The organism is Cellulomonas edaphi, from assembly GCF_030362815.1.
GTDB lineage: Bacteria > Actinomycetota > Actinomycetes > Actinomycetales > Cellulomonadaceae > Cellulomonas > Cellulomonas edaphi.
In genome coordinates this window covers 492,721-516,649 of record NZ_JAUCGR010000002.1, presented here as the reverse complement: position 1 = coordinate 516,649, position 23,929 = coordinate 492,721, and the positions used below count along the sequence as shown (strand labels likewise).

21 protein-coding genes are annotated in these 23,929 nt (G+C 72.8%); 14 read left to right on the top strand and 7 right to left on the bottom strand.

Annotated features, from left to right (window positions below; all coding sequences use genetic code 11):
- The first annotated feature begins 58 nt into the window (after positions 1 to 58).
- Positions 59 to 1,294, top strand: coding sequence for an NYN domain-containing protein (locus tag QRT05_RS08685; protein ID WP_289446721.1), 1,236 nt, complete (start codon positions 59 to 61; stop codon positions 1,292 to 1,294).
- Between the two features lie 46 nt (positions 1,295 to 1,340).
- On the top strand, positions 1,341 to 1,541 hold the full coding sequence (locus QRT05_RS08680; protein ID WP_289446720.1) for a hypothetical protein: 201 nt from the start codon (positions 1,341 to 1,343) through the stop codon (positions 1,539 to 1,541).
- Between the two features lie 21 nt (positions 1,542 to 1,562).
- Here the strand turns inward: QRT05_RS08680 and QRT05_RS08675 are convergent, their stop codons facing one another.
- Complete coding sequence (locus tag QRT05_RS08675) at positions 1,563 to 3,374, bottom strand: AMP-dependent synthetase/ligase (protein WP_289446719.1); 1,812 nt, start codon at positions 3,372 to 3,374, stop codon at positions 1,563 to 1,565.
- A gap of 197 nt (positions 3,375 to 3,571) precedes the next feature.
- Here QRT05_RS08675 and QRT05_RS08670 point away from each other — a divergent pair, with 197 nt between their 5' ends.
- Entirely contained in the window at positions 3,572 to 4,516 is a 945-nt protein-coding gene (locus QRT05_RS08670) for an ROK family glucokinase (RefSeq protein WP_289446718.1), read from the top strand.
- Between the two features lie 2 nt (positions 4,517 to 4,518).
- On the opposite strand, the gene QRT05_RS08665 is transcribed toward QRT05_RS08670, so the two are convergent.
- Positions 4,519 to 5,115 (bottom strand): hypothetical protein, encoded by a 597-nt coding sequence (locus QRT05_RS08665; RefSeq protein WP_289446717.1) that lies wholly within the window; start codon positions 5,113 to 5,115, stop codon positions 4,519 to 4,521.
- An 86-nt stretch (positions 5,116 to 5,201) separates the two neighbouring features.
- Between QRT05_RS08665 and QRT05_RS08660 the strand changes: the two genes are divergently transcribed.
- The 3 genes from QRT05_RS08660 to QRT05_RS08650 all read left to right on the top strand — a co-directional run bounded on the left by QRT05_RS08660 (position 5,202) and on the right by QRT05_RS08650 (position 8,692).
- Entirely contained in the window at positions 5,202 to 6,002 is an 801-nt protein-coding gene (locus tag QRT05_RS08660) for a lysophospholipid acyltransferase family protein (RefSeq protein WP_289446716.1), read from the top strand.
- A 120-nt stretch (positions 6,003 to 6,122) separates the two neighbouring features.
- Positions 6,123 to 7,343 (top strand): pyrophosphate--fructose-6-phosphate 1-phosphotransferase, encoded by a 1,221-nt coding sequence (locus QRT05_RS08655; protein WP_289446715.1) that lies wholly within the window; start codon positions 6,123 to 6,125, stop codon positions 7,341 to 7,343.
- Positions 7,340 to 8,692, top strand: a complete 1,353-nt coding sequence (locus QRT05_RS08650) for a class II 3-deoxy-7-phosphoheptulonate synthase (RefSeq protein ID WP_289446714.1) — start codon at positions 7,340 to 7,342, stop codon at positions 8,690 to 8,692. The genes QRT05_RS08655 and QRT05_RS08650 overlap by 4 nt, the downstream gene beginning before the upstream one ends.
- 72 nt (positions 8,693 to 8,764) lie before the next feature.
- Here the strand turns inward: QRT05_RS08650 and pknB are convergent, their stop codons facing one another.
- Both pknB and QRT05_RS08640 read right to left on the bottom strand, forming a co-directional pair.
- Entirely contained in the window at positions 8,765 to 10,750 is a 1,986-nt protein-coding gene (pknB, locus tag QRT05_RS08645) for a Stk1 family PASTA domain-containing Ser/Thr kinase (RefSeq protein WP_289446713.1), read from the bottom strand.
- A gap of 49 nt (positions 10,751 to 10,799) precedes the next feature.
- Positions 10,800 to 11,963, bottom strand: coding sequence for a lytic transglycosylase domain-containing protein (locus QRT05_RS08640; RefSeq protein ID WP_289446712.1), 1,164 nt, complete (start codon positions 11,961 to 11,963; stop codon positions 10,800 to 10,802).
- Between the two features lie 156 nt (positions 11,964 to 12,119).
- On the opposite strand from QRT05_RS08640, the gene QRT05_RS08635 reads away from it, so the two are divergent.
- A complete protein-coding gene (locus QRT05_RS08635; RefSeq protein WP_289446711.1) occupies positions 12,120 to 12,530 on the top strand; it encodes an Rv2175c family DNA-binding protein in 411 nt (136 codons plus the stop codon).
- A gap of 41 nt (positions 12,531 to 12,571) precedes the next feature.
- On the opposite strand, the gene QRT05_RS08630 is transcribed toward QRT05_RS08635, so the two are convergent.
- Both QRT05_RS08630 and QRT05_RS08625 read right to left on the bottom strand, forming a co-directional pair.
- Positions 12,572 to 13,693, bottom strand: coding sequence for a polyprenyl synthetase family protein (locus tag QRT05_RS08630; protein ID WP_289446710.1), 1,122 nt, complete (start codon positions 13,691 to 13,693; stop codon positions 12,572 to 12,574).
- Between the two features lie 9 nt (positions 13,694 to 13,702).
- Positions 13,703 to 14,227: a hypothetical protein gene (locus QRT05_RS08625; RefSeq protein WP_289446709.1), complete on the bottom strand. Its 525-nt coding sequence runs from the start codon at positions 14,225 to 14,227 to the stop codon at positions 13,703 to 13,705.
- 127 nt (positions 14,228 to 14,354) lie between these two features.
- Between QRT05_RS08625 and QRT05_RS08620 the strand changes: the two genes are divergently transcribed.
- The 5 genes from QRT05_RS08620 (at position 14,355) to QRT05_RS08600 (ending at position 20,107) form a co-directional block, all read left to right on the top strand.
- Positions 14,355 to 15,491, top strand: a complete 1,137-nt coding sequence (locus QRT05_RS08620) for a DUF4192 domain-containing protein (RefSeq protein WP_289446708.1) — start codon at positions 14,355 to 14,357, stop codon at positions 15,489 to 15,491.
- A 167-nt stretch (positions 15,492 to 15,658) separates the two neighbouring features.
- On the top strand, positions 15,659 to 16,051 hold the full coding sequence (locus QRT05_RS08615) for a universal stress protein (protein WP_289446707.1): 393 nt from the start codon (positions 15,659 to 15,661) through the stop codon (positions 16,049 to 16,051).
- 198 nt (positions 16,052 to 16,249) lie between these two features.
- Positions 16,250 to 17,827: an RNA polymerase sigma factor gene (locus tag QRT05_RS08610; RefSeq protein ID WP_289446706.1), complete on the top strand. Its 1,578-nt coding sequence runs from the start codon at positions 16,250 to 16,252 to the stop codon at positions 17,825 to 17,827.
- Positions 17,828 to 18,020: 193 nt separating this feature from the next.
- Positions 18,021 to 18,677 carry an ArsR/SmtB family transcription factor gene (locus QRT05_RS08605; RefSeq protein WP_289446704.1) on the top strand — a complete coding sequence of 219 codons (657 nt, stop codon included), beginning with the start codon at positions 18,021 to 18,023 and terminating at the stop codon, positions 18,675 to 18,677.
- Complete coding sequence (locus QRT05_RS08600) at positions 18,674 to 20,107, top strand: MFS transporter (protein ID WP_289446703.1); 1,434 nt, start codon at positions 18,674 to 18,676, stop codon at positions 20,105 to 20,107. Before QRT05_RS08605 ends, QRT05_RS08600 begins: the two co-directional genes overlap by 4 nt.
- Before the next feature lie 144 nt (positions 20,108 to 20,251).
- On the opposite strand, the gene QRT05_RS08595 is transcribed toward QRT05_RS08600, so the two are convergent.
- On the bottom strand, positions 20,252 to 20,467 hold the full coding sequence (locus QRT05_RS08595; protein WP_289446702.1) for a DUF7455 domain-containing protein: 216 nt from the start codon (positions 20,465 to 20,467) through the stop codon (positions 20,252 to 20,254).
- Between the two features lie 174 nt (positions 20,468 to 20,641).
- On the opposite strand from QRT05_RS08595, the gene QRT05_RS08590 reads away from it, so the two are divergent.
- Both QRT05_RS08590 and QRT05_RS08585 read left to right on the top strand, forming a co-directional pair.
- A complete protein-coding gene (locus QRT05_RS08590) occupies positions 20,642 to 22,771 on the top strand; it encodes a DNA gyrase/topoisomerase IV subunit B (RefSeq protein ID WP_289446701.1) in 2,130 nt (709 codons plus the stop codon).
- A gap of 52 nt (positions 22,772 to 22,823) precedes the next feature.
- Positions 22,824 to 23,852 carry a GNAT family N-acetyltransferase gene (locus QRT05_RS08585; protein ID WP_289446700.1) on the top strand — a complete coding sequence of 343 codons (1,029 nt, stop codon included), beginning with the start codon at positions 22,824 to 22,826 and terminating at the stop codon, positions 23,850 to 23,852.
- Positions 23,853 to 23,929 lie beyond the last annotated feature (77 nt).

The window sequence follows — 23,929 nt, the reverse complement described above, 5'->3', positions numbered from 1 at the left end:
GCTACCCACGAGCTCCGACACGGCTGGCAGGCGCGCCCGGGGCCCCTAATGTGGGCTGATGAGCGCGCCCGCCGACGTCCCCGACGCCCTGCGCACCGCCCTCGTGGACCAGGCCGCCGAGGTGCTGGGTCGGATGGAGCCCGTCGAGGTGCCGGCCTTGCTGCGGGCCGTGGCCAAGTTCGCGCCCCGCAAGCGCGCGACCGCGGGTGCCGGGCCTCTGTGGCTGGCGCTGCGGGACGAGCAGTTCCGGGCGAGGGTCGCGCGCGAGTGGGCGTCGGCCCACGCCGACGACGGGGAGCGCGCGCCGCTCGACGCCGCGGTGGGGTCGTGGCTGCGCGGTTCCGACGAGTGGCGCACGCAGGTCGAGCGGCTTCCCGCGGACGAGCCGGTGGTCGTTGCCGACCCCCGGCTGGCGCGCCTCCAGGCGGAGCTGGAGCGCGCGCGCACCCGTGCGGAGCGAGCCGAGGAGGACGCGGCCGTGGCGCGGGCCGCGCTCGCCGCAGACCAGCGCGAGATGCGCCGGTTGCGGTCGGACGCCGACCGTGCGCGGAGCGAGGCCCGGCGGGCCACGCAGGAGGCCCAGGAGGCGCTCGAGGCCGCGGAGACGATGCGGCGGGCCGCCTCGGCGGACCGCGAGCTGGCCGCCGAGGACCGGCGTGAGGCGGAGGCGGTGAGGACCGCGGCGCGCGCCGAGGTCCGCGTGGCGCGCAAGCTCGCCGACGCGCGCGTCCGCCTCCTCCTCGACACCGTGGTCGACGCCGCGACCGGCCTGCGCGCCGAGCTCGCGCTCGCACCGGCGACCGACCTGCCGGCCGACCTCGTCGCTCCCGCGCAGGAGAGGTCGGCGGGGCAGCGGCCCGGCTCGCGCGGCAGGTCGCTCGACGACCCCGCGCTGCTGGACGAGGTGCTGCGCCAGCCGTGGGCGCACCTGGTCGTCGACGGCTACAACGTCTCCAAGACGGGCTTCGGCGCGCTGCCGCTCGACGAGCAGCGCCGCCGGGTCGTCGACGGCCTGGCCGTGGTGGCTGCCCGCACGGGCGCCGAGGTGACGTGCTGCTTCGACGGCCAGGAGGGCGTGGCGCCCCCGGGGGTGCCCGGCCGCGGCGGCGTCCGCGTGCGCTTCTCCGTCGGGGAGATCGCCGACGACCTCATCCGGCGCCTGGTCCGTGCCGAGCCCCAGGGTCGCGTGGTCGTGGTGGTCACGAGCGACCGCGCGGTCGCTCGGGACGTCGAGGCGTGGGGCGCGTGGGTGGTTCCCGCGACGACGCTCATCGCCCGGCTGAGCCGCGTGTAGCCCGTCGCGCCGGTCCGTGTCGGTGGCCGTCGCTAGCGTCCGGGGCATGATCATCGACTGCGAGAGCTGCACCGCACGCCCGGCGGCGTGCGGCGACTGCGTGGTGACGTTCCTCGCGATCGGGCGGCCGGACGCGCCGCTGGTCGCAGCCGACGGCGTCGACCTCGACGGTGCCGAGCAGCGCGCCATCGGCGTGCTGGCCGCGTCCGGGCTCGTCCCGCCGCTGCGGATGGACCCCGCCGTGTGAAGCGGGGCCCATCCCCGGGCGTCAGTCCTCGCGCTTGCCCGCGTAGAGCGCGTCGACCTCGGTGGCGAAGTCCTTGAGCACCAGCGAGCGCTTCACGCTGAGCTTGGGCGTGAGGTAGCCGTTCGCGATGGTGAGGTCCGTGTCGAGGATCCGGTACTTGCGGATCGACTCCGCGCGCGAGACGGCCTTGTTGGCGCGCTCGACGGCCTTGTCGATGGAGGCGAGCACGTCGGGATCGGTCGCGGCCTCCGCCATGCTGAGCGCCGGCTTGCCGTGCGCGGCGAGCCAGCCCGGCACGCCCTCGGGGTCGAGCGTGACGAGCGCCGCGATGAAGGGCTGCGCGTCGCCGACCACGACCACCTGGCTGATGAGCGGGTGGCCGCGCAGCCGGTCCTCGAGGACGGCGGGGGCGACGTTCTTGCCGCCCGCGGTGACGATGATCTCCTTCTTGCGGCCCGTGATCGACAGGTAGCCGTCCTCGTCGATCGCGCCGAGGTCACCGGTGCGGAACCAGCCGTCGCTCAGGGCCTCCGCGGTGGCGTGGTCGTTGGCGTGGTAGCCGCGGAACACCTGGATGCCCTTGACCTCGACCTCGCCGTCCTCCGCGATGCGCACGGACGTGCCCGGCAGGGGCAGGCCGACGCTGCCGATCTTGGACCGCGAGGGCCGGTTCACAGTGGCCGGGGCCGTCGTCTCGGTCAGGCCGTAGCCCTCGAGCACCACGAGCCCGAGGCCGCGGTAGAAGTGGCCGAGCCGCTCGCCCAGCGGGGCGCCGCCGGAGATCGCCCACCGGGCGTGCCCGCCCAGCGCGTTGCGCAGGCGCTTGAGCACCAGCGCGTCCGCCACGCGGTGCTGCAGCCGCAGCCAGGGGCTCGGCCCGCGGGGCGTGTCGAGCGCGCGCGAGTAGACGATCGACGTCTTCGCGGCGCGCTGGAAGATCGCGCCCTTGCCGCCCGCGACCGCCTTCTGCTCGGCCGAGTTGTAGACCTTCTCGAACACGCGGGGCACGGCGAGGATGAACGTCGGCTTGAACGACGCGAGGTCCTCGAGCAGCGTGCGCGTGTCCGGGGTGTGGCCGAGCACCGCACCGGCGGGCATGCAGAGCACGTGGATGAACCGCGCGAACACGTGGGCCAGGGGCATGAAGAGCAGCGTCCGGGCCCCAGGCTCGGAGACCACCTCGTTGAGGTCCGCGACGGTGTTGACCGTGAGCTCGTAGAAGTTGCCGTGGGTCAGCTCGACGCCCTTGGGGCGCCCGGTGGTGCCCGACGTGTAGATGACGGTGGCCGTGTCGGCCAGGACGGCGAGCGAGCGCCGCCGGGCGATCTCCTCGTCCGCGACCTGCGCGCCGGCCGTGACGAGCTCCTCGACGGCGCCCTCGTCCAGCACGAGGACGTCGCGGAGGTTGGGGGCGTCGGGGCGCACCTCGGCGACCGTCACCGCATGCTCGGCGGTCTCGACGACGAGCAGCGAGACGTCGGCGTCGGTGAGGATCCACGACACCTGCTCCGCCGAGGACGTCTCGTACAGCGGGACGGGGATGGCGCCGGCCGCCCAGGCCGCCCAGTCGAGCAGCGACCACTCGTAGCGGGTGCGCGACATGATCCCGACGCGGTCGCCGGGCTGCACGCCGCGCGCCACGAGGCCCTTCGCCACGGCGACCACCTCGGCGTCGAGCTCGCGCCCGGTGATCGGGATCCAGGGTCCTTCGGGCTCGGTCTTGTGCTCGACGACGGGCGCGTCCGGGGCGGACTCGACGCGTGCAGCGAACAGCGTGTTGAGGTTGCTCGACGGATCGACCTCGATGAGCAGGGGCGTACGGAACTCGTCCATGCTGACTCCAGTGGCAGGTGGCGAAGTGAGCATGAGGATACGGGACGTTACTCGCCAGTACGCCAGCCCCCGACCGGGTCATCTGCGCGGCGGTGGGACCCTGGTCGTCCCTCGCACCCCTCGCAGACCGCTAGCGTGGGCACCCGTGCCGCGTGGTCGCGGTACCAACGGAGACGATCGCGTAGGAGCACTCACACATGCACGCCATCGGTGTGGACATCGGCGGGACCAAGATCGCGGCGGGCGTCGTGGACGACGAAGGCACGATCGTGGCCCAGACGCGCCGCGACACCGCCCCGGACGACGCGGCGAGCATCGACCGCGCGATCGCGGACGTGTACGCCGAGCTGAGTGCGTCGTACCAGATCTCCGCGATCGGCCTCGCGGCGGCGGGGTTCGTCGCAGCCGACCGCTCGGGCGTCCTGTTCGCGCCGAACATCGCGTGGCGCGACTACCCGCTGCGTGACAACGTCGCGGCCCTCATCGAGGACAAGGTCACGATCGTCGTCGAGAACGACGCCAACGCCGCCGGCTGGGCCGAGTTCCGGTTCGGGGCCGCGCAGGACGTCGACGACATGCTCACGCTCACGGTCGGGACCGGCCTGGGGGGCGCGATCGTGTCCAACGGCGAGCTGGTCCGCGGGGCGTGGGGCGTCGCGTCCGAGATCGGCCACATGCGCGTGGTCCCCGGTGGGCACTACTGCGGCTGCGGCCACGAGGGCTGCTGGGAGCAGTACACGTCGGGCCGTGCGCTGGTGCGCGACGCGCAGGCGGCCGCCCACACGCAGAAGGACCGCGCGGGGCGCATACTCGAGCTCGCGGGAGGGTCGGTGGACGCGATCACCGGACCGCACGTGACCCAGGCCGCCGGGGAGGGTGACCCGCTGGCCGTCGAGCTGCTCTCCGAGCTGGGCCGCTGGTTGGGCGAGGGCGCTGCCTCGGCGACCGCGCTGCTCGACCCCGCCCTGATCGTCGTCGGCGGCGGCGTCGCTGCCGCGGGTGACCTGCTGCTGGCGCCCGCACGCAAGGCGTTCAGCGACCAGCTCTCGGGCCGGGGGCACCGTCCCGAGGCGACGTTCGTCGTCGCGGCCATGGGCAACGACGCCGGCATGGTCGGCGCCGCAGACCTGGCGCGGCTCTGACGTCAGACCACGGCGCCCGTGTCGTCGTCGTCGGGGTCGCGCCGGTGAGGCATGCGCCACACGAGCGCCGCGACGCCGAGCACGAACACCGCGCAGGCGGCCTGGACGAGCGCCGCGGGGGCGTCGCGCCACGCGACGAGCACGACGAGCAGGAACAGCGGCATGCCGGCCGCCGCGAACCAGGCCATCGTGAGCAGCGGGTCACCGCCGAGCACGGGACCGGGGTCCGGCGGGACGAACGAGTCGGCCTCGTCGACGGCCGCCTCGGCGTCGTCGTACTGCGACGTGCCGTCCCAGTCGCGACCGGCGGGGGCCTGCTCGGCGGGACGGACGACGTGAGCGCCCTCGACCCACGGCGCGACGGGGAAGTCGAGCGCGGGTCTGCTCGGCGCGTCGGTGCTGTCGACCTCGCCCAGCTGCGCCACGATGGCGGCCCACTGCTCGTCGTCGACGACCTCCGGGGCACGCTCAGGAGGTCCGTCGGGCGCCGGGGTGGCGGGGTCGTCGGCGTGCGCCGAGGAGCCGATGTCCTCGGGTCCGGGGACGTCGGCGTCCGGACCGAGGGCCGGCTCGTCCGGGTCGTCGGGGCGAGGAGCCATAGGAGCACTCTAGAGTCGGACGGTGCGGCAACGGTGTCCGGCCCGCGCTACGGGCTGCGGGGCATGCCGGCTGGAGAGGTGAGCACTTGTTCTACTGGTTGATGAAGCGGGTCTTCGTGGGTCCGCTCCTGCACCTGGTCTACCGACCGTGGATCCGTGGTGCCCAGAACATCCCGGCCGAGGGTGCCGCGATCCTCGCGAGCAACCACCTCGCGGTGATCGACTCGTTCTTCCTGCCGCTCATGCTCGACCGCGAGCTCGTGTTCATCGGCAAGCAGGAGTACTTCACGGGTCACGGGCTCAAGGGCCGGCTGCAGGCGGGCTTCTTCCGCGGCGTCGGCACCATCCCCGTGGACCGTGGCGGCGGCAAGGCCAGCGAGGCGGCACTGCGCACCGGGCTCCGGCGGCTCGAGGAGGGCGGGTTGTTCGGGATCTATCCCGAGGGGACCCGCAGCCCGGACGGGCGGCTCTACCGTGGCAAGACCGGCATCGCACGGCTCGCCATCGAGTCCGGCGCCCCGGTGATCCCCGTCGCGATGGTGGACACCAACGTCGCCCAGCCTCTCGGGCGCACCATCCCCAAGGTCATGCGCATCGGCATGGTGGTGGGTGAGCCGCTCGACTTCAGCCGGTACCGCGGCATGGAGAACGACCGGTTCATCCTGCGCTCGGTCACCGACGAGATCATGTACGCGATCATGAGCCTGTCCGGCCAGGAGTACGTGGACGTCTACGCGGCCACCCAGAAGGCCCGGATCGCCACGGGCCATCCGGCCGCCGCGGGCGGCGCGGACGACCAGGCGCCGACCGCGCCCGGGGGCCGCCCGGTGCCGGACGTCCAGGTTCCGGTCCCCCCGAAGGACGACGACGCGGCGTCAGTAGGATGACCCCGTCGGCCCTGTGCCGCTGACCGGACCTCGGTCCCGGTCGTCGCGCACGCGCGCCGCCTACGTTCGAGACCTGCTCCAGCAGGTGCAACCAGTGCAGTTCTACGAGAGGTGTGTCTCATGTCGGTTCGTCGCGTCGCCCTCCTGACCGCGGGTGGCTTCGCTCCGTGCCTGTCCTCCGCCGTCGGGGGCCTCATCGAGCGCTACACCGAGATCGCGCCGGACGTCGAGATCATCGCCTACGAGCACGGCTACTACGGCCTGCTGCGCGGGGACAAGGTCGTCATCGACGACGAGGTGCGCAAGAACGCCGGCATCCTGCACCGCTTCGGCGGCTCGCCCATCGGCAACTCCCGCGTGAAGCTCACCAACGCCAAGGACTGCGTCAAGCGCGGCCTGGTGCAGGAGGGCGAGGACCCGCTGAAGGTCGCCGCGGAGCGGCTCAAGGCCGACGGCGTCGACGTGCTGCACACCATCGGCGGTGACGACACCAACACGACGGCCGCCGACCTCGCCGCGTACCTGCACGACAACGGCTACGAGCTCACGGTGGTGGGCCTGCCCAAGACGATCGACAACGACGTCATCCCGATCCGTCAGTCGCTGGGCGCCTGGACCGCGGCCGAGGAGGCCGCCGGCTTCGCCGCGAACATCATCGGCGAGCACCGCTCGGGCCCGCGCATGCTCATCGTCCACGAGGTCATGGGCCGGCACTGCGGATGGCTCACGGCCGCGGCCGCCGTCGAGTACCGCAAGTGGCTCGACCAGCAGCAGTGGGTCCCGGGCATCGGCCTCACGCGGGAGCGCTGGGACATCCACGCCGTCTTCGTGCCGGAGCTCGCGCTCGACATCGACGCCGAGGCCGAGCGGCTCAAGGCGATCATGGACAGCCAGGGCAACGTCAACATCTTCCTGTCCGAGGGCGCCGGCATGCACGAGATCGTCGAGCAGCTCGAGGCCGCCGGCACGCCCGTGGAGCGCGACCCGTTCGGCCACGTGAAGCTCGACACCGTCAACCCGGGACAGTGGTTCGCCAAGCAGTTCGGCGAGAAGCTGGGCGCGGAGAAGACGATGGTGCAGAAGTCGGGCTACTACTCCCGTGCGGCCGCGGCGAACGCCGAGGACCTGCGCCTGATCAAGTCCATGACCGACCTCGCGGTCGAGTCCGCGCTGCGCGGCGAGTCCGGCGTCATCGGGCACGACGAGGAGCAGGGCGACGTGCTGCGCGCCATCGAGTTCCCGCGCATCGCGGGCGGCAAGGCGTTCGACGTGTCCCAGCCCTGGTTCGGCGCGCTCCTGTCCGACATCGGGCAGGACCTGGTCCCGGCGAGCCACGCATGACGATCGCGCCCGACCCCGGGGTCCTCGAGGGCCTCGACGCCTGGCGCTCGCTGTCGCCGGTGCAGCAGCCTCAGTGGCCGGACGCCTCGGCGCTCGAGGCGGTCACCGCGCGGCTGTCGAACCTGCCCCCGCTCGTGTTCGCGGGCGAGGCCGACCACCTGCGTGCGCAGCTCGCCGCGGCCGGCCGCGGCGAGGCGTTCCTGCTCCAGGGCGGCGACTGCGCGGAGACGTTCGGCGAGGCCACCGCAGACAACATCCGCAACAAGATCAAGACGATCCTGCAGATGGCCGTCGTGCTGACCTACGGCGCGAGCCTGCCGGTCATCAAGATGGGTCGCATGGCGGGCCAGTACGCCAAGCCCCGCTCGTCCGACAGCGAGACGCGTGACGGCGTCACGCTGCCCGCCTTCCGTGGCGACATCATCAACGGGTACGAGTTCACGCCCGAGGCCCGCACCCCGGACCCCCAGCGGCTTCTCGAGGCGTACCACACGTCCGCCTCGACGCTGAACCTCATCCGCGCCTTCACGACCGGCGGCTTCGCGTCGCTCCTGCGCGTGCACGAGTGGAACCGTGGCTTCACGGCCAACCCGGCCTACTCGCGCTACGAGGAGATCGCCGCCGAGATCGACCGGGCCATCCGGTTCATGGCCGCGTGCGGTGCCGATTTCGACGCGCTCCGCTCGGTGGACTTCTTCTCGAGCCACGAGGGGCTGCTCCTGGACTACGAGCGTCCGCTGACCCGGATCGACTCGCGCACGGGCCTGCCCTACGACTGCTCGGGCCACTTCGTGTGGATCGGCGAGCGCACCCGGCAGCTCGACGGCGCCCACGTCGACTACTTCTCCCGGGTGCAGAACCCGATCGGCATCAAGCTCGGGCCCACCACGACCGGGGACGACGCGCTCGCGCTCATCGACAAGCTCAACCCGCAGGGTGAGGCCGGCCGCATCACGTTCATCACGCGCATGGGCGCGGGCAAGGTGCGCGACCTGCTGCCGTCGCTCGTCGAGAAGGTCACGGCGGACGGACGGCCGGTGACCTGGGTCTGCGACCCCATGCACGGCAACGGCATCACCTCGGCATCGGGCTACAAGACGCGGCGTTTCTCGGACGTCATGGACGAGGTCGCCGGCTTCTTCGAGGTGCACCGCGGGCTGGGCACCGTGCCCGGTGGCCTGCACATCGAGCTCACGGGCGACGACGTCACCGAGGTGCTCGGCGGCTCCGAGGAGATCGACGACGAGGGGCTCGCGCGCCGCTACGAGACGCTCGTGGACCCGCGCCTGAACCACCAGCAGTCGCTCGAGCTGGCCTTCCAGGTCGTCGAGCTGCTCCGCGCGGCGTAGTCGCCGGCGGCTGCACCACCGACGGCGCGGGGGAGACCTCGCGCCGTCGGCGGGCCGCGTCCCCGGGGGTCCTCAGACCACCGTGAGCGTGATGGTGCTGCCCCAGTCGGCCTTGGTGCCGGCGTCGACGCTCTGGTCGACGACCTGCCCGAGGAAGCCGCCCCACGAGTTCTGGCGGTTGACCACGAAGCCGAGCGCCTCGAGCGCGGCCTTGGCCTCGCCGAAGCTCATGCGCTCCACGGGGGGCACGACCACGGGTGCGTGGCCCTTGGACACGACGAGCTTGACGGTGTCGCCCTCGTGCACGCCCGTGCCCGACTTCGGGTCCTGGCTGACCACGCGGCCCTCGGGCACCGTGTCGCTGTAGGCCTTGGTGGACTTCACCTTGAGGCCGTCGCCGTTGAGCTGCTTCTTCGCGACGTCGAGCGTCGCGCCGACGACGCTGGACACGGTGACGGGCTGCGGCCCCTTCGAGAGGGTCAGCGTCACCTCCGTGCCGCGGGTGGTGCGCGTGCCCGGGTCGGCCGACTCGCCGTTCGGGAGGGTGGCGCTCAGCACCTCGCCGATCGAGGCCTTCGGGTCGTACTCGTCGGGCGCGTACACCGGTTTGAGGCCGGCTTCCTGGAGCTTGGCGTCCGCCTTGTCCTGCATCTGCCCGATGACACCCGAGGGGACCTGCACGTAGTCGGGCCCCTTCGAGACGGTGAGCTCGACGGTCGATCCCTTGCGCACGGACTCGCCGGCCACCGGGACGGTCGAGACGACCTCGCCCTTGGGCGTCTCGCCGTCGTACTCCTCGACCGTGCGCGCCTCGAGGCCGGTGGACACGAGCACCTTCTCGGCCGCGTCCTGCGTCTGGCCGACGACCTTCGGCATGTCGGTCCAGGCCCCGGGGCCGGCCGATCCGTACCACCAGATGCCGCCGACAACCGCCGCGACGGCGACCAGCAGCACGACGAGCCAGCGCACCAGGTGACGGCGCCGGCGCGCGGGTGCGACCTTCGCGGGCTCGAGCGCGCCGGCGAGCCCGATGGGCAGGGCCACGGTCGACCCGGGACCTTCGTGCAGCTCGAGGCGGGCGGTGGCGTCGGCGTCCTCGTCCTCGGTGTCGAGCGACTCGCCCAGATCGGTCTCGTCGGGGTCCGTCGCCGCCGGCAGCACGATGGACGGCGCGACGTCCGCGCGACGGTCGAGCGTCTCGGCGTCGAGCGCGTCCCGCGTGCGCCGCAGGAGCACGGCCGCGGCCGCGGCGTCGATCGGGCGGTCCTCGGGGTCGCGAGCCGCGAGGGCGCGCACCAGGTCGTCGATCTCGATGGGGAGCCAGTCCACCTGGTCCGACGGCGCGGGGATGTCGGTGTTGACGTGCTGGAACGCGACCTGGATGGGCGTGTCGCCGACGAAGGGCTGGTGGCCGGTGAGCATCTCGAAGATGAGGACGCCGCACGCGTACACGTCCGTGCGCGCGTCGCTCGCGCCGCGGACCACCAGCTCGGGGGCCAGGTAGGCGACCGTGCCGAGCACGGTGCCCGTGGTGGTGGCGGTGACCTCGGTGACCGCGCGGGCCAGGCCGAAGTCGGCCAGCTTGACCCTGTCGTCGGACGCGAGCAGGACGTTCTCGGGCTTGACGTCGCGATGGACGAGGCCGGCGCGGTGCGCGGCGGCCAGCGCGTCGAGGACGGCCGCGGCGACGGTCAGCGCCTCGCCGACGGTCAGGGCGCCCACCTCGCCGATGCGCCGGCGCAGGTTCACGCCGTCGACGTACTCCATGGTGAGGTAGCTGGTCTCGCCGTCGACCCCTTGGTCGTACACGCCGACGAGCCCCGGGTGCGTGAGCCGGGCCGCCGTGCGGGCCTCGCGGCGGAAGCGGGCGACGAAGTCGGCGCCGGACGAGCCCTCCGCCAGGTGCGGGTGCATGACCTTGAGGGCGACGTCGCGGTCCAGGCGCCGGTCGACCGCGAGGTACACCGTCGCCATGCCGCCCCGGGCGATGCGGGAGACGACCTCGTACCGCCCGTCGACCATGCGGCCGACGAGTGGATCTGTGACGGTTGCTCCCACGCGCGAGAGTCTACGGGCGAGGTGTGTGCATGCGGTGGAGGCGCTCGGGTCAGCCGAAGCGGGTCATGAGCGTCTGCACGTTCGCCACGTACCGACGCGTGTCCGCGAACATGCCGTACTTCCGCACCGAGCTCGCCCCCTGGTAGTAGCCGGCGATGGCCCGGGGCAGGTCCGGAGACGTGCGCACCAGCGAGCGGAGGATCGCGACACCCGCCGTGACGTTGTCCTGGGGGTCCAGGAGGTTGAGGTGCCGGCCGACGAGGTCCGAGGCCCACTCGCCCGACGACGGGATGACCTGCATGACGCCGATGGCGTTGGCGGGGGAGACCGCCGTGTGGTTGAAGCCCGACTCCTGGTAGGCGATCGCCTGCGCGAGCGCGGGGTCGAGGCCCATCTTGCGGGCGGTGCTGACGACCTTGCGCTGCATCTCGGCCTTGCTGGGCACCCCGATGCGCTCGAGCGTCGCCTTGTTGGCGTTCGCGGCGCCCACGACCGCCTGCGAGTAGGTGCGGCCGGCGAACGTGCTCGGGACCTTGCCGCCCGACGGGGTCGCGCTCTTCGTGCTCGTCGATCCCGGGAGCGTGAGGACCTGCCCGATGCGGATGAGCGCGTTGGCGCCGAGGCCGTTCGCCTTGACGATCGCGGCGACGCTGATGCCGTGCTTGGCGGCGATCGCGCCGACCGTGTCACCGGACCGCACGGTGTAGCGCACCTTGGCCGGGGTCGCGTGGGTCGAGCGTGACGGCGCGACCGTGGCCTTCGAGCCGCCGGAGATGGTGAGCACCTGGCCGACGCGGATCATCGCCCGCGCATCGAGGTGGTTCTTGGCCACGACCGAGGCGACGGTGGTGCCGTACCGGTGCGCGATCGCGCTGACGGTGTCTCCTGCGCGCACGGTGTGCGTGACACGGGGCTTCGCGGGCTTGGCGTGCGTGGTGCTCGCAGTCGGTCCCGACGTGGGGATGGACAGCACCTGCCCGACGTGGATCCGCGAGGCGTCTGCGAGCGAGTTCGCGCGCGCGATGGAGGCCACTGTGGTGCCGGTCCGCAGGGCGATGTGGCTCACGGTGTCGCCCGCGCGCACGGTGTAGCGCTCGTTCGCGTCGGCCGCCGTGGCAGAGACGCCGACCGCGATGGCGGCGAGCGCGATCGCACCCGTGCTCGTCGTCGCGAGCTTGCGGACGTCCGGGCGGGTGGCGGTGGGCTGCGTCATGGTCGGATCCCCTGGTGCGCGAGTGACAGGATGTCACCACTGTTACTGGAGTGACAGAATGTGAACGTAGTCCACGAACTGGTGCCTGAAAACCCCGAGTCCGAATTGCACGGGGTGATCGCGTGGAGCCTCGTGCGCGTTGCGTAGGCTGACGGCGTGACTGACACCACGACCCCCGACGCGCTCGTCGACGAATGGCTGACCGTTCCCGACGTCGCTGAACGGCTCGAGCTGGATGCCGGCAAGGTGCGCCGCCTCGTGCAGGAGGGCCGCCTCGTCGGCGTCCGCCGCGGGGACCCGAAGGTCTTCTCGGTGCCGGCTGCCTTCCTTGTGCCCGGCCACCTGGCGAACCCCTCGGCGCCCTCGCGGGCGGAGGGTCTGCCGCAGTGGACCGTGCTGGCGGCGCTGCAGGGCACCCTCACGCTGCTGCGCGACGCCGGGTTCAGCGACGAGGAGGCCGTCGTCTGGCTGTTCAGCGAGCTCGAGGGTCTGCGCGGCTCGCCCATCGCCGCGCTGCGCGAGGGCCGCAAGACCGAGGTGCGGCGGCTCGCTCAGGCCGAGCTCTAGGACTCAGGCCGAGCTCTCGGACTCAGGCCGGGCTCTCGGACTCAGGCAGCGCGGTCGACGGCCGCGTGCGCGAGCGCGACGAGCATGCTGCGCGCGGGATCGAGCCAGTCCTGGGCGTCGATCACCGCGAAGGCCTCCGCGCTCAGGCTGGCAATCAGCACCTCGAGGTCTTCGACGGCGCCGGAGGCGCGGACGGCACGTGCCAACGTGGTGATCGCCTCGGCCGAGGCGTGCCGGTCCCCGAGGGTGCGGCGGAGCAGGTCCAGGGTGCGTGCGTCCCCGTCCTCCTGGGCGCGCGCCACGGTCCGGGCCACGAGGACCGTGCGCTTGCCCTCGCGAAGGTCGTCGCCGGCGGGCTTGCCCGTCGACGCGGGATCCCCGAACACGCCCAGGAGGTCGTCGCGCAGCTGGAACGCCTCACCCAGCGGCAGGCCGAGCGACCGGCACGTCGCGAGCTCGGCGTCCGACGCGCCCGCGAGCGCGGCGCCCAGGACCACGGGGTGCTCCACGCTGTAGCGCGCCGACTTGGCGCGGATCACCTCACGAGCGCGCGCCTCGTCGGCGACGGTGTCGTCGCCCCACGGCAGCGACTGGCCCAGCACGTCGAGGTACTGCCCGACCGTGACCTCGGTCCGCATGAGATCGAAGACGCCCCTGGCCCGGCGCGCGGCCGGCTCGGGGATGCCGGCGAGCGATTCCGCGAACTCGCGCTCGCTGGCCACGAGGGCGAGGTCCCCGAGCAGGATCGCGGCGGACTGGCCGAAGTGCCTGGCGTCGCCCTCCAGGCCGCTGCGGCGGTGCCGGTCGGCGAAGCTGCGGTGCGCCGCGGGGAACCCGCGACGGGTGTCGGAGTCGTCCATGACATCGTCGTGGAAGAGCGCGGCGGCCTGGAACAGCTCGAGCGCCGCACCCACGCGCAGCACGCTCACCTCGGCGGCCGTGCCCGGGACGCCCCCGTGGGCGCGCCACGACCAGTAGCAGAAGGCCGCTCGCAGCCGCTTGCCGCCCGAGAGCATCTGCTCGACCGCGTCGGCCAGGGGAGCGGCGTCGGCGCCGATGCCCGCGAGCTCGGCCCGCAGTTGCGACAGGTGGTCGGCGATGTGGCCGTCCACCCTCGCGCGCACGCCGTCGGCATCGGTCAGGGCGGCAGACGTGGTGCTCACGCGGGCAGCCTAGGTGACCGAGGGGTCGACCTGTCCGCTGAGCGTCAGCGTCCGCACGCCGTCCGCATCGAGGATGCCCAGGATCACGCGCTCCTTGCCGTGGTCGCGTGTGAACGCCGCCTGGGCCGCCAGGTCCGGCTCGCGCTCGGGTGACTCGGAACGCGTGAAGCCCGCCTTCTCCAGCGGTCCGCTGACGGCCTCGAGCAGGTCGGACGCGGACTGCGTGGTCCGCAGGTTGAGGCTCACGTCGACCAGGTCCGAGTCGGGCACGGGCGCGGCTGCCGACAGCAGCACCGTCGCCCCGGCCGGGACGGGCAGGAGCGCCGAGGGGAAGCCCGCGGCGAGGCCTCCCACCTGCGAGCCCGTGGGCGTCGTGTCGGGCAGGAGCGTCTCGGCCGGCGACGGCTCGGGGGCGACGACGGCGGCGGACCGGCTGGGCTCGAGCTGCGCGGGTGCGCTCGAGCTGCAGCCGACGAGAACCGTCGAGGTCAGGGTGCACGCGAGCACCACGAGAACCGGCCGACGTCGGAGCATCGGGCCAGGGTAGCCGCGCAGACCGGCCGCCCGCCGACGCGACCACAGCCACCGATCGCCGGAGCGCGCGTGCACAGATGTGGGCGGACGGCCCCGCGGCCCGGACCGTCTCGGCTGGGCTGGGGCCATGGAGACCGAGATCGAGACCATCCGCGTCAGCGAGCCGCGCGAGGTGCTGGCCTACATCCCGCACCGATTGGGCTTTCGTCCGCGCGACAGCGTGGTGCTCGTGAGCCTGCGGCCGCCCCGAGGGCGGCTCGGGCTGATCATGCGCATGGACCTGCAGGACGTCGTCGACCACGAGCGCGGTCCTCAGCTCGCGCGCTCGGCGATCGCCACGATGGACCGTGACGGCGCCCGCCGGATCATCTGCGTCCTCTACAGCGACGGCACGGACCCGCGGGGTCGGACCTCGCCGTTGCACGACGCGGCCCACCACGTGCGCGAGGCGGCCGGTGGGCCGTTCGGCGACGTCGAGGTGCTCGTGAGCACGCCGACCGGCTACCTCGACCTCGACTGCGACGACGAGCGCTGCTGCCCCCGCGGCGGGCGCCCGCTGCGCGACCTGGAGTCCACCCAGGTGGGCGCCCACATGGTGCTCGCCGGCTCGACGGTCGCCGGCTCGCGCGAGGACCTGGTGCGCATCGGGCGTGCGGACGACCAGCTGCGCCGGTCCGTCGGGCGCGTCCGCCGTCGGTGGGAGGTGCGCGGCGCCCAGGCGCGGCTCGCGGGGCCCGACGCCGTCTCCCGCTGGCGGCTCGACTCGGTCCGGGCGTGGCGGGCCGCCGTGGCGCGGGTCGACGGCACCGGGACCGCCCGCGCCGCGCCGTGGGGTCGCCTCGAGGCCGGCCTCGCCGACCGACGGGTGCGCGACGCCGTGCTGGTGGCGCTGGTGCCGGGGACCGGTGACCTCGCCGAGCGGTGCGTGGTGGGGGCGATGCCCGCTCCGGCCGACGATGCTGCGATGGCGGCCGCCCTGCGCCTCATCATGGACGGCGACGAGGGCGTCGAACCGCCGCGCGAGCTCGGCGCCCTGCACGCGCGCACGCTCGAGGCGGTGGTCGCGCACGGGCGGGCCGGGCACCAGGCGCCCGCGCTCACGCTGCTCGGGATGCTGTCCTGGTGGGAGGGAGACGGCGCGCGCGCACAGATCCTGCTGGAGCGCGCCCTGGAGCACGACCCCGGCTACCGCCTCGGCCGCATGGTGCAGGACCTGCTGCGGGCGGCGGTCCCGCCAGGATGGGCGCGGCGCACGGCGGCGTGAGCGCGATCTCGCTCGGCGAGCGTCGCGCGGGGTCGTGGGGGAGCCCGTGCTCCGGTAGCGTCACGCCCGCACGGTCGTACGCCGCGGTGGCCAGCCAGGGACCGCATGCGCCCGGGTCGACCCGCCGAGCGGTGGATCGGTGGTCTGCAGGGAGACGGGAGCGCGTCATGGGCATCGTGGTCGGATACCTCGCCACACCTGAGGGCCGGGCGGCGCTCGCTGCGGCGGTCGCCGAGGCCGATCTGCGAGGCACGAACGTCGTGGTGGTTGTCAGCTCCCGTCCCGATGAGCCCGCGGACGAGCGCGCCGCCGTCGAGGCCGAGCTCGCGAGGGTGGACGCCGATCTGACGGGTGCGGGCACGTCGCACGAGATCAGGCTGCTGGACGGGGGAGACGTCGCGGACGACCTGATCAGCACCGCCGAGGAGGTCGACGCGGAGCTCGTGGTCATCGGCCTGCGCCGGCGCAGCCCCGTGGGCAAGCTGATCCTCGGCGCCAACGCCCAGCGCGTCCTGTTCGACGCGCCGTGCCCCGTCCTCACGGTCAAGCCCGCGGGCTGACAGACCGCGCCTCGCGGGCCCCGCCGCAGCGCAGCAGGCCGGGAATCATCGGCCTCGTCGGCACGTTGAAGCCGTGAGTCCCCGCACACTTCCGTGCCTGTGGCATGCCCGATGGGCCGCCGCGCGGGAATTGGCTCGGTACAATATGAGTCTCACCACCGACTCCTTCCCAGGAGTCGCGCTGCCGAAAGGTCGTTCGTGTCGTCCCAGACCCCGCATCCCGCACTTCCGCGTGAGTTCGAGCACCCTGCGCTCCAGGACCTCATCGTGCGTGGCAGGACCCACGGCTCCGTCGCCGCCGCCGAGCTGCGCACCGCGTGCGAAGTGGCTGACGTCCAGGACGCCAAGCGCCTGCGCGCCGTCGTCCGCGGCCTCGCCACCGCTGGCATCACCGTGAGCGAGCCTGTCCCGGCCCGCGCCGTCGCCGCGACCAGCGCCAAGGCGCGGCCCGCCGCGAAGGCGACCGTCGCCGACTCCGACGAGGCGGCTGCGAAGCCGGTCCGTCGTCGCGCCACCGCCAAGGCCACCGTCGTCGACGGTGCCGACGCCGCCGCGCCCGCCCGTGCCTCGCGCGCCAAGGCGCCGGCGAAGACGGCTGCCACCAAGACCGCCGGCCCGGCCGCGCCCAAGGGTGACGACGCCGACGAGCCGGCCCCCGACGCCCTCGAGGACGTCGAGATCGAGATCGAGGACGTCGAGACGGACGCGCCCGACGCCGAGGTCGTCGCCACCAGCGACGCCGAGTCCGAGGAGTCGGAGGACGGCGACAAGAAGCCGGCCGGCGACGAGGAGTCCGAGGACAAGGGCTTCGTCTACTCCGACGCGGACGACGACGACGCACCCGCCCAGCAGGTCATCACGGCCGGGGCCACTGCGGACCCGGTCAAGGACTACCTCAAGCAGATCGGCAAGGTCGCGCTGCTGAACGCCGAGCAGGAGGTCGAGCTCGCCAAGCGCATCGAGGCCGGACTGTTCGCCGAGGAGCGCCTGAACTCGGGCACCGCGATGGAGCCCAAGGCCCGCCGCGAGCTCGAGTGGATCGCGCAGGACGGCCGCCGCGCCAAGAACCACCTGCTCGAGGCGAACCTGCGTCTCGTCGTCTCGCTGGCCAAGCGCTACACGGGCCGCGGCATGCTGTTCCTCGACCTGATCCAGGAGGGCAACCTCGGCCTGATCCGTGCGGTCGAGAAGTTCGACTACACCAAGGGCTACAAGTTCTCGACCTACGCGACGTGGTGGATCCGCCAGGCGATCACGCGTGCCATGGCCGACCAGGCGCGCACCATCCGCATCCCGGTGCACATGGTCGAGGTCATCAACAAGCTAGCGCGCGTCCAGCGGCAGATGCTCCAGGACCTGGGCCGCGAGCCCACGCCCGAGGAGCTCGCCAAGGAGCTCGACATGACGCCTGAGAAGGTCGTCGAGGTCCAGAAGTACGGCCGCGAGCCCATCTCGCTGCACACGCCCCTGGGCGAGGACGGCGACAGCGAGTTCGGTGACCTCATCGAGGACTCCGAGGCCGTCGTCCCGGCCGATGCGGTCAGCTTCACGCTCCTGCAGGAGCAGCTGCACCAGGTGCTCGACACGCTCTCCGAGCGTGAGGCGGGCGTCGTCTCGATGCGCTTCGGGCTCACGGACGGCCAGCCCAAGACGCTGGACGAGATCGGCAAGGTCTACGGCGTCACGCGCGAGCGGATCCGGCAGATCGAGTCGAAGACGATGAGCAAGCTGCGCCACCCGTCGCGCTCTCAGGTGCTGCGGGATTACCTGGACTGATCATCAGGACTGATCGACCGCCCGGTCTGTCGGGCGTTGCATGAAAAGGGCCCCTCGCCGCTAGGCGAGGGGCCCTTTCTGCTGTCCAAGAGCGGGGGGCTATAAGCGGCCGCGGCCGCTGGTCCGTGTGTGCAAAGAAGTCCTTGCAAAGAAAGTCTTGCAAAGAAGTCTTTGCACGCGTACGTTCGGCTGCATGACCTCCGAGGCACCCACCCCCCAGGCCGCCGACCGCGCCGAGGCGATCGTCGACGTCACCCGGCTCAAGGCGCTCGCGCACCCGTTGCGCATCCGGATGTTCGACGCGCTCAGCGCCGGCGCGGCGACCGCCAGCGGCCTGGCGCAGCTGCTCGGCGAGTCGTCGGGTGCGACGAGCTACCACCTGCGCCAGCTCGCGGCCCACGGGTTCGTCGAGGAGGTGGTGGGGCGGGGCACCGGCCGGGAGCGGTGGTGGCAGATCCCGCCCACGCGTCAGGTGCTGAGCAGCGCGAACCTCACGGGTCCCGCGGCGCGGGAGTCGTTGCAGGTGTTCGCCGACGAGTGGCTGCGCCTGCGGTTCGAGGCGGCTGCGGACTTCCGCGCGCGCGTCGCGGCCGGCGAGGAGAGCGAGTGGGACGGGCACGCCGAGGACATCACGGACCTGGCGATCCTCACGCCCGACGAGCTGTCGCAGATGTCCGAGGAGCTCATGGGCGTCCTCGAGTCGTGGGCCGCACGCACGCGCGGCCGCGAGACGGAGCGCCCCGACGGCGCACGGGTGGTGGAGGTGCAGCTGCGCGCCTTCCCCCGGCGGGAGGCCGCCGGGGACGGGGCTCGGTCCCACTCCGCCGACGACGAAGGGAACCTCGCATGAGCACCACCGGCCCCCGCCTTCCCGGGACCTTCCAGCGCCTCTGGTCCGCAAGCCTGGCCAGCAACCTCGCCGACGGCGTCGGCATGGTGGTCATGCCGCTGCTCGCGATGCGGCTGAGCGACGACCCGTTCGTCGTCTCCGTGGTCAGCGCCCTGACGTTCCTGCCGTGGCTGGTGCTCGGCGTGCTCTCCGGGGCGGTCGTGGACCGCGCCGACCGCCGGCGCATCATGGGCTTCGGTGCCCTGACCAGGGCCGCCGCCTACGTGGCCCTCGCGGTCATCGCCGCGACGGTCGGGATCCCGCTGTGGCTGCTGTTCGCCACGGTGCTGCTCGCGGCCTGCATCGAGACGCTCGCCGACGGTGCGGCCCAGGCCATGGTGCCGACCCTGGTGCCGACCGCCCGGCTCGACACGGCCAACTCACGGTTCCAGGCCGGCGAGCTGGTGATGCAGGGGATGGTGGCGCTGCCTCTGGGCGCGGCGCTGTTCGCGGTGGCGGTGCCGCTCCCGCTCGTCGTCGGCGCCGTCGCGTACGCCGGGGCCGCGGCACTCGTGCTCACGCTGCCCCGCCGCGCCGGCCGTCCCGGGCCCGAGCCGGTCGACGCGCTCGAGCCGGAGCGCGCGGGAGGCGCGGCCTCGGCGGCCGACGAGGCCGACGCGGCGAAGCCCGCTCCGCACGAGAGCATCTGGGCCGCGACGGTCAGCGGGCTCCGCTACACGTTCGGTCACCGGCACCTGCGCGCGCTGGTGCTGGTCACGACGATGGTGGCGATGACCCTGCAGTTCGCCCAGGGCTCGCTGATGTTCTACCTCGTGCGGGGTGTCGGCGTCCCGGAGGCGGCGATCGGCATCCTCACCGCCGGGATGGCGCTGGGCGGTGTCGCGGGCGCGATCTGCTCCCCGGCGCTGTCGCGGCGGTTCGGTCGGCGGACGGCCATGGTGGCGGCCACGGTGCTGGCCGGCGCGGCGTTCGTGGTGCTGGGCCTCGCCCCCGGCGGCACCGGTGGCGCGGTGGTGGCCGCCGTGGCGATGGCCGTCGCGGCGATGGCGGGGACGGCGTGGAACGTGCAGTCCTCGACGGTGCGCCAGATGATCGTCCCGGGAGCGATGCTCGGACGCGTCAACGGCGCCACCAGGACGCTGGTGTGGGGCCTGGCTCCGTGCGCAGCGCTGCTGGGGGGCCTCGTCTCACGCGTCGACCTGCGCCTGCCCCTGCTGGTCGGTGGTGCGCTCGCGCTGGTCGGCGCGGTGATCGCCGTCCCGCACCTCGCGTTCGTCGATAGCATCCCGGTGCGGGACGAGGTTGCCACGGGCGATGAGCGCGAGGACGACGAGAGCGACGACGACGAGGCGGAGGTTGCCGAGCCGACGAGCGACGCCACCCAGCCCGACGCCACCCAGCCCGGCCGCACCCATCTCGTCGACGTCTGACGAGGGGTCGCAGGAGCGAGAACACACGCGGCGCAGGGGCGGGTGCAGCTCGCCCCAGGGCAGAGCGAAGGCCCCGGACCGTGAAGTCTCGGGGCCTTCGTCGTCGAGGTGCGATCCGCTGCGTGGACCGGTCGAACTCGCCCGTCAGGAGGGCGTGGCCGCACCCGCACCCGCGCCGTGCTCGGCGAGGAGGCGGTCGGTCTCGTCCTGGACGTGCGTGGCGAGCTCGGCGAACTTGGGGGCGTGCTCGCGCGCGTGGTGCGCGCAGAACAGGAGCTCTCCGACGGGCAGGACGACGCGAACGTACGCCTGCGCGTTGCAGCGGTCGCAGCGGTCGGCTGCGGTCAGCGGTTCAGTCATGGTCCCTGTCACGTCTCCATACAACCATCTGGTCCCAAGATCCATGGCACCGGGAGGGGGTGGTTCGCTGACCGCGTACTCAACCGTCACCTGATCGTGACAGACCCGCCATCGTGGGACACCGCGGCGCTGCGCTTCCCGGGATGCGTGGGTGGGCGCGACTACCATCGGGGCGTGACGACGACCTCCTCGCAGTCCGGCTACACGGCCCGGCACCTCTCCGTCCTGGAGGGGCTCGAAGCAGTCCGCAAGCGCCCGGGCATGTACATCGGCACCACCGACAGCCGCGGCCTCATGCACTGCATGTGGGAGATCATCGACAACTCCGTCGACGAGGCGCTGGCGGGCCACTGCCGGCGCATCGACATCATCCTGCACGCCGACTCGTCGGTGGAGGTGCGTGACGACGGTCGTGGCATCCCGGTGGACATCGAGCCGAAGACCGGCCTGACCGGCGTCGAGGTAGTGTTCACCAAGCTGCACGCGGGCGGCAAGTTCGGCGGTGGCTCCTACGGCGCGTCGGGCGGCCTGCACGGCGTCGGTGCCTCGGTGGTCAACGCGCTCTCCTCGCGCCTCGACGTCGAGGTGGACCGCGGCGGCAAGACGCACCGCATGACGTTCCACCGCGGCGAGCCGGGCGTGTTCGACGACAGCGCGGGTCGCAGCCCCGACTCGCCCTTCGAGCCGTTCGTCTCAGGCTCGGAGCTGGCCGTGGTGGGCAAGGTGGCCCGCGCCCGCGAGGGTACCCGCGTGCGGTACTGGGCCGACCGGCAGATCTTCCCGAAGACGGCCGTCTTCTCCTACGACGAGCTGGTCACGCGCGCGCGGCAGACCAGCTTCCTGGTGCCCGGCCTGACGCTGAGCGTGCGCGACGAGCGCGGCATCGTGGGCACGCCCGGCGAGAGCGGGCCGCACGAGGAGACGTTCTTCCACAGCGGCGGCGTCATCGACTTCGTCGACCACCTGGCGCCCGACGTCGCCGTCACGGACACGTGGAGCCTGACCGGCTCGGGCTCGTTCACCGAGACGGTGCCGGTGCTCGACGAGCGTGGGCACATGACCCCCCAGGAGGTCCAGCGCACGTGCGAGGTGGACATCGCCCTGCGCTGGGGCACGGGCTACGACACCGAGATGCGCAGCTTCGTCAACATCATCTCCACCCCCAAGGGGGGGACGCACCAGGCGGGCTTCGAGGCGGGGCTCCTCAAGGTGCTGCGCAAGCAGGTCGAGCTCAACGCCCGCCGGCTCAAGATCAGCGCCAAGGACGCGCTGACGGAGAAGATCGAGAAGGAGGACGTGCTCGCGGGCCTCACGGCGGTCGTGACCGTCCGCCTCGCCGAGCCGCAGTTCGAGGGGCAGACCAAGGAGGTGCTGGGCACGGGCCCGGTGCGGGCGATCGTCAGTCGCGTGGTCGACACGCAGCTGGCCGCGATCTTCTCCTCGCCCAAGCGCGACCACAAGGCGCAGTCCAGCCTGCTGCTCGACAAGATCGTCGGCGAGATGCGCGCGCGACTGTCCGCGCGCAAGCAGAAGGAGATCTCCCGCCGCAAGAACGCGCTCGAGTCCTCCTCGCTGCCGGCCAAGCTCGCGGACTGCCGGATCGACGACGTGGACCGCAGCGAGCTGTTCATCGTCGAGGGCGACAGCGCGCTCGGCACCGCCAAGCTGGCGCGCAGCTCGGACTTCCAGGCCCTGCTGCCCATCCGCGGCAAGATCCTCAACGTCCAGAAGGCGTCCATCACGGACATGCTGAAGAACGCCGAGTGCGCCGCGATCATCCAGGTTGTCGGGGCCGGGTCCGGTCGCTCGTTCGACCTCGAGGCCGCGCGCTACGGCAAGGTCGTGCTGATGACCGACGCCGACGTGGACGGCGCGCACATCCGCACGCTGCTGCTGACGCTCCTGTTCCGTTACATGCGGCCGCTGGTGGAGGCGGGCAGGGTCTACGCCGCCGTCCCGCCGCTGCACCGCATCGAGGTGATCGGCGGCGGCGGGCGCAAGAACGAGTACGTCTACACGTACTCGGAGGCGGAGCTCGCCGCGACGCTGAAGAAGCTGGACCGCTCGGGCAAGCGGTACAAGGAGGACATCCAGCGCTACAAGGGCCTCGGTGAGATGGACGCCGACCAGCTGGCCGAGACGACGATGGACCCGCGTCACCGCACGCTGCGTCGCGTGACGGTGGAGGGTGCCGCGCGCGCCGACGAGATCTTCGAGCTGCTCATGGGCTCCGACGTCGCACCCCGCAAGGACTTCATCGTGGCCGGCGCCGACGGGCTCGACCGCAGCCGCATCGACGCCTGACGCCGGCGCAATCCGGTTGCCCTGGCAGGACGCGCTCCGCGAGGCTGGCACGGTGACCACCGATCTGCCTCCCCTGCCCGAGCGCGTCGCCGCACCCGCCGTCGCCCCCGTCCCCGACCCGAGCACCGGACTCACGTGGCGGCCGCTGGCGGCCGACGACGTCGAGGGCCTCACGGTCCTCGTCCAGGCGATCGAGACGGCGGACCGCGCCCCGCTGCGCACCTCGAAGGAGGAGCTCCAGGAGCGCCTGGCCGAGGACGGGATCGACGTGCGGCTCGACACGCTGGCGGGCGTGGACGGCCAGGGGGTGCTGCGTGCCTGGGCGCTGGTGGACCAGCCTGCGGGTGACACGCGCGTGGTTCGCGCGTTCCTCTCGGGCGGCGTCGACCCCGCCTGGCGTCGCCGGGGCATCGGGCGCCAGGTGCTGGAGTGGTCGGTGGCCCGCGGTCGCCAGCGCATCGTCGCCACCGGCAAGCAGGTCCCGGCGCGCATCGGCGTCTTCGTCGACGACAACGCGACCGCCACCGTCGCGCTTCTCGACGCGGCGGGGCTCACACCGATCCGGTACTACGCCGAGATGCGCAGGCCCCTCGACGGCGAGCTGCCGGTGCCGCGCGGCGCCGCCGGGATCCGGGTGGTGCCGTGGTCGACCGAGCTCGACGAGCAGATGCGCCTGGCGCACAACGAGGCTTTCGCCGACCACTGGGGGAGCGAGCCCCGGACGGCGACCCAGTGGGCCGAGGGCCGGGCGATGTTCGCGCCGACCTGGAGCTTCGCGGCCGTCGACGAGGCGTCGGGCGAGGTGGCCGGGTACCTGCTCTCGGGCCGCTACGAGCAGGACTGGCCGGTGAACGGCTACCGCTCGGGCTACACCGAGCTGCTCGGGGTGCGGCCGGCCTGGCGGGGGCGGGGCGTCGCCGTGGACCTGCTGGTCGCGGCGATGCTCGCCTACCGGGCGGACGGGATGGAGTACGCGGAGCTGGGCGTCGACACCGAGAACGAGTCGGGCGCGCACGGGCTGTACGCGCGGCTCGGCTATGTCGTCTACCACCAGGCGACGTTGCGCACGATCGAGCTGTGAGCGACCCGCGCCCCGGGCACCGGACCGACGGCTAGCATCACTGCTGCGCCGGGCGACGAGGCCCGGTCGTGTCGCTT

What these genes read in the sequence shown, in the direction of transcription:
- QRT05_RS08625 (WP_289446709.1), bottom strand. Translation starts at nt 14,227, where the DNA reads ATGCTCCGACGTCGGCCGGTTCTCGTGGTGCTCGCGTGCACCCTGACC.
- QRT05_RS08655 (WP_289446715.1), top strand. Translation starts at nt 6,123, where the DNA reads ATGTCGGTTCGTCGCGTCGCCCTCCTGACCGCGGGTGGCTTCGCTCCG.
- QRT05_RS08600 (WP_289446703.1), top strand. Translation starts at nt 18,674, where the DNA reads ATGAGCACCACCGGCCCCCGCCTTCCCGGGACCTTCCAGCGCCTCTGG.
- QRT05_RS08605 (WP_289446704.1), top strand. Translation starts at nt 18,021, where the DNA reads ATGACCTCCGAGGCACCCACCCCCCAGGCCGCCGACCGCGCCGAGGCG.
- QRT05_RS08620 (WP_289446708.1), top strand. Translation starts at nt 14,355, where the DNA reads ATGGAGACCGAGATCGAGACCATCCGCGTCAGCGAGCCGCGCGAGGTG.
- QRT05_RS08685 (WP_289446721.1), top strand. Translation starts at nt 59, where the DNA reads ATGAGCGCGCCCGCCGACGTCCCCGACGCCCTGCGCACCGCCCTCGTG.
- QRT05_RS08640 (WP_289446712.1), bottom strand. Translation starts at nt 11,963, where the DNA reads ATGACGCAGCCCACCGCCACCCGCCCGGACGTCCGCAAGCTCGCGACG.
- QRT05_RS08595 (WP_289446702.1), bottom strand. Translation starts at nt 20,467, where the DNA reads ATGACTGAACCGCTGACCGCAGCCGACCGCTGCGACCGCTGCAACGCG.
- QRT05_RS08615 (WP_289446707.1), top strand. Translation starts at nt 15,659, where the DNA reads ATGGGCATCGTGGTCGGATACCTCGCCACACCTGAGGGCCGGGCGGCG.
- QRT05_RS08650 (WP_289446714.1), top strand. Translation starts at nt 7,340, where the DNA reads ATGACGATCGCGCCCGACCCCGGGGTCCTCGAGGGCCTCGACGCCTGG.
- QRT05_RS08680 (WP_289446720.1), top strand. Translation starts at nt 1,341, where the DNA reads ATGATCATCGACTGCGAGAGCTGCACCGCACGCCCGGCGGCGTGCGGC.
- QRT05_RS08670 (WP_289446718.1), top strand. Translation starts at nt 3,572, where the DNA reads ATGCACGCCATCGGTGTGGACATCGGCGGGACCAAGATCGCGGCGGGC.
- QRT05_RS08675 (WP_289446719.1), bottom strand. Translation starts at nt 3,374, where the DNA reads ATGGACGAGTTCCGTACGCCCCTGCTCATCGAGGTCGATCCGTCGAGC.
- QRT05_RS08665 (WP_289446717.1), bottom strand. Translation starts at nt 5,115, where the DNA reads ATGGCTCCTCGCCCCGACGACCCGGACGAGCCGGCCCTCGGTCCGGAC.